This is a genomic window from Methylomonas sp. MgM2 (assembly GCF_054172045.1).
The window spans coordinates 1-13098 of sequence record NZ_JBSYXO010000038.1 but is presented as its reverse complement, the minus strand read 5'-3'; the positions used below and the strand labels follow the sequence as shown (position 1 = coordinate 13098).

Here is a 13098-nt window from a genome sequence, read left to right as displayed (position 1 = left end):
GCTACGCATAAACAGGGTCCGCCGTAATAAACATGCTAAGCATATTTTGCTGCGGCTCGACGCTGCGATGCAGAAAAAATCAGACCATCCGATACGCCGAACCTCCGGCTATCACATTCAACAAATTTGGTTTGTTGAGCATATCCATTTTTCAATGCCGCCCAAGCAGCGGCGCACGCGCAACTTTTCCGCTGTGTCGATCTAAAAAAACACAACGATTCTCACAGCTCCTTGCCCAAACAAAACCAGATAAATACTAGGTAAATCCGCCATTGATTATAAGCAGATTAATAACCGCATTAATTTAATGCACCAAAATAAAACATTAAGTAACTTAATCAAACAGCCAGATAATTAATATGCATAAATCAGGTGCAGACGCACCCATAAGGTGCATAACCTATTGTTTTAACTGGTTTTTAAATATAAAAAAATATTAATTATTTTTTGAACGGCTATATAATTAACACTTTCAACCGAGGAGCATTTCAATGTATGCAAGAACCCCCAAAACCGCCGAACCGGTAGTGACCGAACTCAGCCTAAACGGAAGTTGCGGCTACAGCATACACGGCGACAAAATTAATATCGATATAAGCGGAATATCCAATCAACGCGACGCAGGAACGATTAGCGGAACATTGTCCATCGAATTATGGGCACTCAAACAACCCTATGAAGGAGGATATTTTGACGGTTTCTCTTTAGCCGGAACGCAAGTCGGCGAAATTTACGGAGAACATTTTATCAATCCTCCCAACTTCGAATTAAACTTTCACGAACCGCCGGCAGGCACTTGGAATCTGACCCTTATGCTGCGCGAATGGAATGGCGCCGCTTACGAAACCCGCGATTTCGTCAACTTTTCCGCGCCGTACTTAGCGAGCGGCAAGCATGCTGTCGCCCGGACCGAATCGGACAACGTAATTACAGTAAGCTTTACAGAAACCAGAAATGTCACCGTACCGGATGCCGAAGCCGGAAATCAATCGTTAAACGAATGCACAATACAATCACAAATGACCAGACCCGTGGCTAGCGAGCTAAGAATCAACGGTATGAGCGGCTATACCTTACAAGAAGATCAAATTACGATCAATGTAGGCGAAGTGGCCAATTTACGTCCAACCGGGAATATCAGCGGCACGTTATCGATAGAGCTTTGGGCTCTGAAGCAACCTTATGGCGGCGAAGGATTCAACGGAATTTGCTTAGCAGGCACACGCATAGGCGAAATTCAAGGTCAACATGCCATTCACTCCGCTTGCTTGGATTTAGATTTTCAGGAACCGCCCGAAGGCACTTGGTGCCTGGCACTTATGCTGCGCGAATGGAGCGGTACCGCGTACGAAACGCGGGATTTCATCAACTTTGCAATACCTTACATAGCGGAAGCCAAACCGGCGGTCGGACGTAGAGACACGAGCAATGTCATTAACGTAAGCTTTGGCGGGGACAAGAAAGCCGTTTACCCTGTCGCCGAAACGGTAAAATCAGCGATGGAAACATCACCATCTCTCGGCAACGAGTCAAAAGCCAAAACCGAGGAAGGCGCCGCGTCAATCAATCACGCAGACTTTGACGAGCTTGTATCGATTAAAGGGTTATCGAAGAAAACGGCCGAAAACATTGTGGCTAATCGGCCTTTCGAGTCCTTCGATGACGTATTGACCGTCAAAGGAGTCGGCCCCAGGCTACTGAACATGTTACGGAAAATTTTCTCGCTGTAAACGCAAGATCAACATTTGCCGATTGGCCTTAGGGCGCCGAACAACTGAATATAAACACCAACACGTAAACGAACTTGTCTTCGATCGCCCGATCACGACAATCGATACCGCTCGCTTTCGTCAATCAAACCGCCGTCTCTTGCGCGCAGCCCCTATCTTAACAGGACCAAGCCCAGTTCTCTCTTGCTCGGAAATCAGGTTTTGCAAATTTGCGGCACAAAAAAGGAGGTGCCGCTCGCGCGGCGCCTCCCTTCATGGTCGAACGATGCTTACTGACTAATTGTCGGTAACGGTAATTACTTTCAGCGAGTTGGTGCCGCCGCTAGCACCGGTTAAGTCGCCTTTGGTCCGAATCAATGCATCACCGGCTTTCACTACGCCGCGCTTTTTCAAAGCGCTAATGAGGCTTTCGGTCACACTGGGCGATTCCATCTTTTCCTTGGAAAACGGAATTGGGAATACGCCTTTATACAGGGTCACCCGGCCCAGGGTACGCTCCTGACTGCTAAACGCAAAGATCGGAATATCGGAACTGATTCTGGACATCCACAACGGAGTCGAACCCGACTCGGTCAAAGACGCAATACCGGCGATCTCGGTGTGGTTTGCCATATACATGGCCGACATCGCTATCGCTTCGTCGATACGATTGAAGCTTTCGGACATGCGGTGCATGGATTGCGTCACGCTAGGTTGTTTTTCCGTTTCCAAGCAGATGCGCACCATGGCTTGTACCGTTTTGACCGGATGCTTTCCTGAGGCGGTTTCCGCCGACAGCATGATCGCATCGGTACCGTCGACAATGGCGTTAGCCACGTCAAACACTTCCGCACGAGTCGGAATCGGGTTTTCGATCATGGATTCCATCATCTGCGTCGCTGTAATGACAACCCGATTCAATTCGCGCGAACGCTTAATCAGGAGTTTTTGCGCCGCCGGTAGATTGGCGTCACCGATTTCCACACCTAAATCGCCGCGAGCCACCATAATCGCATCGGAAGCCAGGATGATCTCATCGAGGACTTCCATCGCTTCGGCACGTTCAACTTTGGCAACGATACCCGCATAGCAGCCTTCGGCCTCAAGCAGACGACGGGCTTCATGCAAATCTTCGGCTGTGCGAGGAAAGGACACCGCAACATAATCGGAATTGATTTGGGCAATGGTTTTGATGTCTTCTTTATCTTTGTCGGTCAATGCCGCCGCAGACAAACCACCGCCCAACAGGTTAATGCCTTTATTGTTGGACAGATCGCCGCCAACTACAACAGTGGTATTAACACGCGTATTATTTTCCACATCGACAACGTCCAACACGACGCGACCATCGTCCAGCAGCAAGCGAGTGCCGGCTTTGACTTCGCGGGCTAACGGCTCGTAACTGATACCGACCTGTGTGTTGTCGCCGTCAAATTTGCCCAAATTGATGTCCAAAGCGAAAGCCTGGCCTTCTTCCAGCCAGACTTTGTTTTCCTTAAAGCGTTCGATGCGGATTTTCGGACCTTGCAGATCGGCCAAAATTCCGACCCTGCGGCCGGTTTTTTTGCTCAACTCGCGAACGCGGTTAGCGCGGTCTATATGATCCTGTGCCGAACCGTGAGAGAAGTTCAACCTAACTACGTCGATGCCTGCCCGGAACAATTCCTCCAGGACCCCCGGCTTATCCGTGGCAGGTCCCAGCGTAGCCAAGATTTTGGTTCTTCTTAAAAGCATGTAATTCCTTTATTTGGCGTTGAACAGAGCAACGGTGGTGTCCAACATGCGGTTCGAGAAACCCCATTCGTTGTCGTACCACGACAAGACTTTTACGAAGTTGCCGGCAGTCACTTTGGTCAACGTGGATTCATAAATCGAAGAGTGCGGATTGTGGTTGAAGTCCATAGAGACCAGCGGCTCGTCGTTGTATGCCAATATGCCTTTTAATGGGCCTTCGGCGGCCGCTTTCAGTACGCTGTCGATTTCTTCCTTGCTTGTGTCGCGAGACGCTTGGAAGCTTAAATCCACGACTGAAACGTTGATGGTCGGTACACGCATCGCGAAACCGTCCAATTTACCCATCATTTCCGGCAACACCAAACCGACCGCCGCCGCCGCGCCGGTTTTAGTCGGTATCATCGATTGGGTTGCGGAGCGGGCACGGCGCAAGTCGCTATGATAAACGTCGGTCAGCACTTGGTCATTGGTATAAGCATGGATAGTGGTCATCAAACCGTGGTCGACGCCAATGCTGTCCATTAATGGTTTTACCAAGGGAGCCAAACAGTTGGTGGTGCAAGAAGCGTTGGAGATAACAGTGTCGGACGCTTTCAAAGTTTGGTGATTTACGCCGTATACGATGGTTGCATCGACGTCTTTGCCGCCGGGAGCGGAAATGATGACTTTTTTTGCACCGGCTTGTAAATGGGCGGACGCCTTCTCCTTGCTGGTAAAAAAGCCGGTACATTCGTGTACCACGTCGACACCCAGTTCGCCCCAAGGCAGTTTTGCAGGATCTCTTTCAGCAAAAACGCGAATTTTGTCGCCATTGATGACGATATAGTCACCGTCTACAGAAACTTCGAACGGGAACTTGCCGTGTACAGTGTCATATTTGGTTAAATGAGCGTTGGTTTTGGAGTCGCCCAGATCGTTGATAGCCACGACTTGAATTTCATTGGTACGTCCAGATTCGTATAGCGCGCGCATGACATTGCGACCGATACGACCATAACCGTTAATTGCAACTTTAATTGCCATAAAGTGTTCTCCGGGATAAAGGGTAAAAGACCTGGGTAAACAATTTGGCACTAGCAGCGCCAAAAATAGTCTAAATTGTAGCAAATAGCGCTTTATAGCGTCCAGACGGACAAAGTTAAATTTCAGCCTTTGGTTTCAGATTCCGGTAAAACCGGATAAAATCAGCGAATTACATTTTTTAGCGGAGCATTGAGTGAGTATCTTAACGATTCTGGAATTTCCCGATAAACGGTTACGCACCGTGGCCGAGGAAGTCAACCAAGTCGATAACAGCATTAAAACCCTAGTAGACGACATGTTAGAGACCATGTACGCCGCAAAGGGTATCGGATTGGCCGCCACCCAGATCAACGTACATAAACGTGTCATCGTGATGGACATTAGCGAAGAGAAAAACGAACCCATTTGCTTAATCAATCCGAAAATCGTTGAAAAATGCGGCACCGAGGAATCGGAAGAAGGTTGTCTGTCCGTACCCGGCTTTTTTGAAAAGGTGACTCGGGCGGAACAAATCAAAATAAAGGCCTTAAGCCGCGACGGCGAAAGCTTTGAAATGGAAGCAGACGGTCTATTAGCCGTCTGCATTCAGCATGAAATGGATCATCTGCAAGGAAAACTTTTCGTGGATTATTTATCGCCTTTCAAGCGCAACCGCATCAAAAATAAATTGGAAAAAATCCACCGGCAACAAGACCATTAAAGACGAGAATAGCCATGAAAATCGTTTTTGCCGGCACACCGGAATTTGCCGTACCAACGCTCAGGGCTTTGCTGGATTCGCCTTATGAGGTTTGCGCCGTCTATACGCAACCGGACCGCCCGGCCGGAAGAGGCCGCAAGCTGACGGCCAGCCCAATCAAGCAACTGGCTCTCGCCAATCAAATTCCGGTTTTTCAGCCGGAAAACTTCAAAGCCCCGGAAGCGTTATCGCAATTACAATCAATGGACGCGGATTTGATGGTCGTAGTCGCTTACGGATTAATTCTGCCTCAAGCCGTAATCGACGCTCCCCGCTTAGCTTGTATCAACATTCATGGCTCCCTATTGCCGCGTTGGCGCGGAGCGGCGCCAATACACCGAGCGCTGATGGCCGGCGACGAAAAAACCGGCGTCACCATCATGAAAGTCGTCAAAAAACTCGATGCCGGCGATATGTTATTGAAAGTCGAATGCCCGATTTCGAAAAACGACACCTCTAGCGCCCTGCACGACCGCTTGGCCGAAATGGGGGCCGAGGCATTAATACGAGTGGTCGAACAGTATCAAAATGGCGACGTTCGTCCGGAGCCTCAGGACGAGGCCTTGGTTACCTACGCGCATAAATTGGAAAAGCAAGAAGCCGTGCTGGATTGGAAGCTATCAGCCGTCGAATTGGACCGAAAGATTCGCGGCTTAAACGCCTGGCCGGTCGCTCAGACTCGATTCAAAGGGGAGGTTCTTAGAGTGTGGAACAGCGCCTTGACCGATCGCAGCCTAAGCGCCGAACCCGGCACGATCGATACCGGACAGCATACCTTGGATGTAGCCACCGGAGACGGCGTGATCCGGCTGTTGGAGGTTCAGATGCCAGGAGGCAAACGTATCGCAGGCAAGGATTTTCTGAACGCCCACGCTGCAGACGGCGTCAAGTTAGGCCTATGAACCTGCGCGGTTATGCCGCCCGAATTCTGGCGCATGTCATTAGCGACGGCCAATCATTGACGGCCGCGCTGGATAACCACCTCGCTAAAATTCACAATCCGCAAGATCGCGCCTTCGTACAAGCCATGTGCTACGGCGTAATCAGGCACTATTTCGCATTGAACCACATCCTGCGGCAGTTGCTTAATAAGCCGCTAAAGCAAAAAGACGGCGATATTCAAGCCTTGCTGTTAATAGGCCTTTACCAATTGCAGTACATGCGCGTAAAACCGCACGCCGCCGTGTCGGAAACCGTAGCCGCAACAAAGCACAAACCATGGGCGAAGTCGCTGGTCAACGCCGTGCTCAGAAATTTTTTACGCCAAGCCGAAAATCTGCAACTAGCATGCAATACCAACGAAGAGTCCGCCTTTAACCACCCGGCATGGATCATCAAACTGCTCAAACAGAATTGGCCGGAACAATTCGGACAAATACTGGCGGCGAACGACCAGCCGCCCCCAATGGCACTACGCGTCAATTTATTGCAAAACAGCCGCGACGAATATCTCGGCATACTCAACCAGCAAGGCATAAGCGCGCAAACTGTCGACCACTGTTCATCCGCACTCGTTCTCGACCAAGCCTTATCCGTGGAACAACTGCCCGGCTTTAGCGAAGGCAGGGTGTCGGTTCAAGATGTTGCCGCGCAATTGGCGGCTATATTATTGGATGTCCAGCCCAAAGATCATGTGCTGGATCTGTGTGCGGCGCCGGGAGGAAAAACGGCCGCGATTTTGGAACGGCAGCCGCTAGCGGCTTCCATGCTGGCGGTCGACGTAGACGAAAAACGCCTGCAGCGGGTCAACCAGACATTGAAACGACTTCATTTGCCAGGCGACACATTGGTTGCCGATGCCGGCCAAATAAAAAGCTGGGCCAACCACAAACAGTTCGACCGCATTCTTCTCGATGCCCCCTGCTCAGGCTTCGGCGTAATCCGCCGCCACCCGGACATCAAACTGTTGCGTAGAATAAGCGACATTGCCGCCTTGCAGACTTTGCAAACCAAAATCCTTGATGCCGCCTGGACATCATTGAAACCGGGCGGCGTCTTGCTGTACGCCACCTGCTCGGTGTTGAAACAGGAGAACGAATACCAAATAGACCGTTTTTTGCAGCAGCACGCCGATGCTGTCGAGCTACCGATAACGGCTGACTGGGGATTAAAGCGGCCGCATGGCAGGCAGATTCTGACCGGCAATTTACGAATGGATGGCTTTTACTATGCCAAACTTGGCAAGAACGGTTAGTCCGGTCTTATTGGTTTTCCTTTTTTTTTGGCCTTTATGCAGTCTTGCAGACGTATTCTCCGCTCAGATCCAGCGCGCCGACCTGGTCGACAACGGCCAAAACTTACGCGTCCAAGCAAAAATCAAGTACCGGCTCAGCCCTACGGCTAAGGAAGCCTTGCATAAAGGCGTAGCGCTAACGTGGATCGTATTGGTGGAAATCCGCGAAATCGGCCGAATTTGGGACAGTAACATCTACTCTCTGGAACTCCCTTATTGCTTGCAATTTCACGCGTTGCTGAACCAATACGAAGTGGTGACGCCGAATAAGCAGAGCGAAATGTTCTTAACATTAAACGCGGCCTTAAGTTTCTTATCCAATCTACGCGACACTAAGCCGATTCCGGCGGACATCTTTCGGTCCGGCCGACGGCACGTATTGGCAGTCAAATGTCAATTCGATCGCGAATCGCTGCCGGTACCGCTCCGCCCTTTCACTTATCTTGATTCACAATGGTATCTGTCCAGTGACTGGTATTTATGCCCGATTCGAAAATAAAACTTCCGGCTAGCGCCTCGATCCTAGCACTGTTTGGCTTCATCCTGCTGTCATTGCAGTTGATGAGCAGTTCAACTCAGGAGTCTTCCCAGCTCAGCGAGATGCATTCCTGGTTGTTGGTGATCAATACCTTAGGCTCCATCACGCTATTAGTGCTGGTTGTAGTGAATGCCTATTCCTTGATACGGGAGTTGAAAAAAAAGGAAGCGGGGTCGCGGCTAACTACCCGGATGATATCGTTATTCGTATTACTCGCGTTGGCGCCTGCGGCGATAGTGTTTTATTTTTCCGTGCAATTCCTGCATCAAGGCATCGACAGCTGGTTTAATGTCGAAGTCGACCGTGCGATGGACGACGCGCTGGAACTCAGCCAGTCTTCTCTGGCGCAACGTATGACTTGGCATATTAAACAAACGCGGCAACTCGCCGCTCAGCTGGAAGACAAATCGGATACGCTGATCGCACTTGAAATAGGTACCTTATGGGCGGAATCAGGTGCCATGGAAATCGCCGCCTTTTCCAGTACGGGTCGAATCTTAGCCTCCAGCAGCGCCAATCCCTCCGAGATTCTGCCGCACATGCCGGACGAACAAATCTGGTTGCAGCTCAAACAAAACAAGGAATATTACGCATTCGATCCGGGTGATAACGATGAAATGATGGTTCGGATCATCTTACCGATAGACCGGGATCAACGCCGTTTTTTACAAGTGCTATACCCCGTCCCGGTACGCGTGACCGACTTGGCCGACTCAATCGAGTTTGCCTTTATCCGCTACCAGCAAATGACCTTTTTACGCAATTCGCTCAAAACCAGCTTTTCGCTGATCTTGCTGTTGGTATTGCTACTGAGCCTGCTGGCGGCGATCTGGGTGGCTTTTATCAGCATCCGCAACATCGTCGCTCCCGTAAAAGAACTAGTGAAAGGCACACAAGCCGTTGCCGACGGCGACTACAAACAAGAGCTGCCGGTCATGAACCAGGATGATCTCGGTTTTTTGGTCGAATCGTTCAACCTGATGACAAAACGTATCGCGCAATCTCAGGCGGAAACTCGAGCGGCCGGCCTGGAAGTAGAAAACCAGCGCGCCTATTTGGAAACCATTTTGGCCAACTTGACCGCAGGCGTCATTAGTTTCGACGCTTCATTCCGCATTCGAACCGCCAACCAAGCCGCCTACCGCATTTTACACATGCCGGTCAGCCGTTTTGTCGGCCAAACCTTACCGAACCTGGCAAAACGGAACAATGAATTAACCGATGTGCTTGGAACCATCGAACACCTATTGGAAACGGCCGACGACATTTGGGAGCAGCGCATCGTGTTCTTGGGCCCCAGCGGCCGCCAGGAATTATTATGCCGCGGCACGCCGTTGTTTCAACAAGACGGCAAGCGCATGGGTGCCGTCGTCGTATTTGACGACGTTACCGACTTGATCCAGGCTCAGAAAAATGCGGCTTGGGGCGAGGTCGCGCGCCGCCTGGCTCACGAAATCAAGAACCCGCTAACGCCTATTCAGCTCTCGGCCGAACGCCTGCAACATAAGCTCTCCAAAGAGTTGTCGGATAAATCTTCGGAGTTTTTGCAGCGCGGCACCCGCACCATTGTCCAGCAGGTAGAAGCGATGAAACACATGGTGGACGACTTTTCCGAATACGCCCGCCCCTCTAAGAAACAAGTGGAACAGATCAATTTAATCGACCTGATACAAGAAATCCTTTCCTTATATCAGCCTGTCGGCATTCAATTCGACCTCTCCTTGTCCACCGATCGCGTCATTATCGAAGCCGATCCGGTCAGCATCCGCCAGGTCCTGCACAATCTCATCAAGAACGCCCAGGAAGCCACCACGGGACCATGCCATATCGAAATTAAAATCGGCAAAGCCGTGCGTAACAACGCCGAATACGTCGAATTGGGCGTCTACGACAACGGCAGCGGCCTACGAGCCGACCAAATCGAAACCTTATTTGAACCTTATGTCACGACAAAAGCCAAAGGTACCGGCCTCGGGCTAGCCATTGTTAAAAAAATTATCGAAGAACATGGCGGCGCGATTTGGGTGGATACCGCTTATAATGAAGGTGCTGGTTTTGTCATCCAGCTACCGGTTTTTGAATTTGGAAACAGTGAATGAACAAGCAAGCGCCTTACATACTGGTCGTCGATGACGAACAAGATATTCGTCAATTGGTTTCGGAAATACTCGAGGATGAAGGTTATGAAGTCGCCATGGCCGAAAATGCCGCTGAAGCCAAAAAACTCAAGAGCGAACGCGAACCCCAGCTGATTTTATTGGATATCTGGATGCCCGACTGTGACGGCATAACCTTGCTGCGGGAATGGGTCGCGGAAGACGAAGTGTTGTGCCCGGTCATCATGATGTCCGGACACGGCTCTGTGGAATCCGCCGTAGAAGCGACTCGCCTGGGCGCGTACGATTTTCTGGAAAAACCGCTGTCGATGGCGAAGCTGCTGTTGATTGTCGAACGCGCCTTGGAAACCAGCTCGTTGCAGCGCGAAAATGCCGGATTGAAGCAGCAGCTGATGATAAGCGTCGCTCCGGTTGGCAAAAGCGCCGTCATAGAACGCACCAAAGACAAGGTTAAGCGCCTGGCGCAACACGACACTCGCGTGCTATTTGTCGGCGAAGCCGGCGTGGGTAAGGAGCTGTTTGCCCGGTATCTGCATAGCCACAGCCCTCGCCGCGACGGTCCTTTCGTCGATGTCTCGGTCGGCAGCATCGCTCCGGAAAATGCCGCTGTCGAATTTTTCGGCCGTGAGGACGGCGGCAGGATTTATCGAGGCTTGCTTGAACAAGCCGATAGAGGAACCTTGTTTCTCGGCGAAATAGGCGGCATGGATCCGGAAACACAAGCACGTTTGTTGAGCGCCTTGGAATCCAGCTCGTTCTTGAGGGTGGCCGGCAGCCAAACGGTACGCGTCGACGTCCGCGTCGTTGCTTCGTCCCGTATGGCACTCGAAGAAGAAGTCAACCAAAACCGCTTCCGTCAGGACCTTTATTATCTACTAAACGAAGTGACATTAGCCGTAGATCCATTGCGGGATCACAGCGAAGACGTACCGAGCCTGCTTAACTTTTATGTCGATCATTTCGTCATACACGAAAAACTGCCGTTTAGGCGTTTTTCGATGGCCGCACAAAATTATTTGCGCAACTATAGCTGGCCCGGCAACGTGCGCGAATTGCGCAATTTGGTTCAGCGCCTGATGATACTCGGTGCCGGCGACGACATTGAACTCGACGAAGTCAAAACGGCGCTAGGCTCGATTGCCGAACAACCCAAATTGGGCTCTAACGTCCCGGAATTTTTCAATCTGCCGCTCAAGGAAGCGCGCGACCATTTCGAAAAGTCTTATTTGGAATATCATTTCGAGAAAAACGGTGGCAGCGTCGCCAAACTGGCTGCCGCTATCGGAATGGAGCGCACTCACTTATACCGGAAATTGCATTCGCTAAAAATTAAACTTTAAATCGACTTGAAGTCGGCTGCCGCTTTAAGTAAAATGGCCGGTCTTTATATAGCCTTAACAGACTAAGAAGCAAAGATGAAAACATTTAGTGCAAAGCCCGCAGAAGTGAAGCGCGATTGGTACGTGATTGATGCAGAAGGAAAGACGCTAGGTCGCCTTGCTACTGAAATTGCACGTCGTCTTCGCGGCAAACATAAACCGGAATATACGCCCCATGTTGATACCGGCGATTACATCATCGTCGTCAACGCCGAAAAAATAGGCGTCACCGGCAACAAAGAAACCGACAAAATGTATTACCGCCATACCGGCTATGTCGGCAACATGAAGTCAGCCTCCTTAGGCAAACTGAGACAAACCTTTCCCGATCGCATCATCAGCACCGCCGTGCAAGGCATGCTGCCTAAAAATCCATTAGGCCGGGCGATGTTCAAAAAATTAAAAATCTACGCAGGTTCGGAGCACAACCATCAAGCTCAGCAACCTAAAGTTTTGGAATTCTAAATAGGTACCTCGCTTATGGCAGCTCAATACTATGGGACCGGTCGCCGCAAAAGCTCTGTAGCACGCGTATACGCGAGCATCGGCTCCGGTAAATTCACTATCAACAACCGTCCTATCGAAGAATACTTCGGCCGCAAAACCGACGAAATGATCGCCAAACAACCGCTGGAACTGCTGGAAAAAACCGGCGAATTCGACGTCAACATCGTCGTCACCGGCGGCGGCCCATCCGGCCAAGCCGGCGCGATCCGTCACGGCTTGGCTCGCGCATTGATCGAATTCGACGAAACCAGCCGCTCGCCTTTAAGAAAAGCAGGCTATGTCACTCGCGATGCCCGTGTCGTCGAACGCAAAAAAGTCGGCTTGCATAAAGCGAGAAAACGTCCTCAATACTCGAAACGTTAATCGTTTTACACGGGACGCAAAAAAGCCGCTTTTCAGCGGCTTTTTTATTTTCCAAACGGAATAAAATAGCTTCAGCTATTTTTAAAAAGCAATGGCTAAAGCCATTGCACTCCTAAAAGTCGTCTTCGACAAATTCCAATTCCTGATAGCCGCCATACTTTTTAAACTGCTTCACCAGCCCGTCTCTGCCTTGTTCGGCAAAATACCGATGAAAACTTGAAAACGGATAATCGTTCAAGTCTGTGACATAGCCATGCTTAACCGGATTGTTAAACAAATAATTCAAATGCTTGAAGTAATCGGCCTCGTCCCGCGGACAATAATCCCAGTAATTCCACCAAATCGGTCTTTCGGCCTGCGTAGCTTGTTTGATATAAAAGCCGCCAACGCCGTGTATCTTTCTGAAAATCCGTGAAAGATCGCAGCCTTGAGCACTTTTTATCAGAAGATGGTAATGGTTATCCAAAATCACCCAATGCATAAGCTCCCAAGCAAACTCGTTTAATGTGTTTTCGATCAACTCCAGCAGATACCATTTCACCCCTGCCGATTGCAGCAATGGGCGCTTCTTGTAAATTGCCGCAGTCAGAAAATAAACGGTTTCGTCGTGAAAGATATGTGGAGGATGATGCAAGCGGTGCTTCATTTCCATGGTGACATCCCATTCCTTCTAAAAAAGCTAACAGGCTGTTGATTTTATCGCCCCCGCAATCCGCATTGATTCGCTGAGCCAGCCGCTAGATTAACTTATAAAGC

The 13098-nt window shown here is 50.3% G+C and carries 12 protein-coding genes; 9 read left to right on the top strand and 3 right to left on the bottom strand.

The window, feature by feature from the left end:
• The first annotated feature begins 491 nt into the window (after positions 1-491).
• Entirely contained in the window at positions 492-1730 is a 1239-nt protein-coding gene (locus ACW73I_RS19640) for a ComEA family DNA-binding protein (RefSeq protein ID WP_458031163.1), read from the top strand.
• A 276-nt stretch (positions 1731-2006) separates the two neighbouring features.
• On the opposite strand, the gene pyk is transcribed toward ACW73I_RS19640, so the two are convergent.
• Together pyk and gap are read right to left on the bottom strand one after the other, a co-directional pair.
• Positions 2007-3443, bottom strand: coding sequence for a pyruvate kinase (gene pyk / locus ACW73I_RS19635; protein WP_458031162.1), 1437 nt, complete (start codon positions 3441-3443; stop codon positions 2007-2009).
• Positions 3444-3452: 9 nt separating this feature from the next.
• On the bottom strand, positions 3453-4466 hold the full coding sequence (gene gap, locus ACW73I_RS19630; RefSeq protein WP_458031160.1) for a type I glyceraldehyde-3-phosphate dehydrogenase: 1014 nt from the start codon (positions 4464-4466) through the stop codon (positions 3453-3455).
• Positions 4467-4659: 193 nt separating this feature from the next.
• Between gap and def the strand changes: the two genes are divergently transcribed.
• The 8 genes from def (at position 4660) to rpsI (ending at position 12342) form a co-directional block, all read left to right on the top strand.
• On the top strand, positions 4660-5166 hold the full coding sequence (gene def / locus ACW73I_RS19625; protein WP_458031158.1) for a peptide deformylase: 507 nt from the start codon (positions 4660-4662) through the stop codon (positions 5164-5166).
• 14 nt (positions 5167-5180) lie between these two features.
• A complete protein-coding gene (gene fmt / locus ACW73I_RS19620) occupies positions 5181-6107 on the top strand; it encodes a methionyl-tRNA formyltransferase (RefSeq protein ID WP_458031156.1) in 927 nt (308 codons plus the stop codon).
• Entirely contained in the window at positions 6104-7399 is a 1296-nt protein-coding gene (gene rsmB, locus ACW73I_RS19615) for a 16S rRNA (cytosine(967)-C(5))-methyltransferase RsmB (protein WP_458031155.1), read from the top strand. Before fmt ends, rsmB begins: the two co-directional genes overlap by 4 nt.
• The gene (locus ACW73I_RS19610) at positions 7374-7937 is read left to right on the top strand and encodes a DUF4390 domain-containing protein (RefSeq protein ID WP_458031153.1); all 564 of its coding nucleotides are present in this window, start codon (positions 7374-7376) and stop codon (positions 7935-7937) included. Before rsmB ends, ACW73I_RS19610 begins: the two co-directional genes overlap by 26 nt.
• Complete coding sequence (locus ACW73I_RS19605; RefSeq protein WP_458031151.1) at positions 7919-10075, top strand: ATP-binding protein; 2157 nt, start codon at positions 7919-7921, stop codon at positions 10073-10075. Before ACW73I_RS19610 ends, ACW73I_RS19605 begins: the two co-directional genes overlap by 19 nt.
• Positions 10072-11433: a sigma-54-dependent transcriptional regulator gene (locus ACW73I_RS19600; protein WP_458031149.1), complete on the top strand. Its 1362-nt coding sequence runs from the start codon at positions 10072-10074 to the stop codon at positions 11431-11433. The genes ACW73I_RS19605 and ACW73I_RS19600 overlap by 4 nt, the downstream gene beginning before the upstream one ends.
• 75 nt (positions 11434-11508) lie before the next feature.
• The gene (gene rplM, locus ACW73I_RS19595) at positions 11509-11937 is read left to right on the top strand and encodes a 50S ribosomal protein L13 (protein WP_458031148.1); all 429 of its coding nucleotides are present in this window, start codon (positions 11509-11511) and stop codon (positions 11935-11937) included.
• A 15-nt stretch (positions 11938-11952) separates the two neighbouring features.
• Positions 11953-12342: a 30S ribosomal protein S9 gene (gene rpsI, locus ACW73I_RS19590; RefSeq protein WP_458031146.1), complete on the top strand. Its 390-nt coding sequence runs from the start codon at positions 11953-11955 to the stop codon at positions 12340-12342.
• 112 nt (positions 12343-12454) lie between these two features.
• Here rpsI and ACW73I_RS19585 read toward each other — a convergent pair whose 3' ends face one another.
• Positions 12455-12994, bottom strand: coding sequence for an REP-associated tyrosine transposase (locus tag ACW73I_RS19585; protein WP_458031144.1), 540 nt, complete (start codon positions 12992-12994; stop codon positions 12455-12457).
• Positions 12995-13098 lie beyond the last annotated feature (104 nt).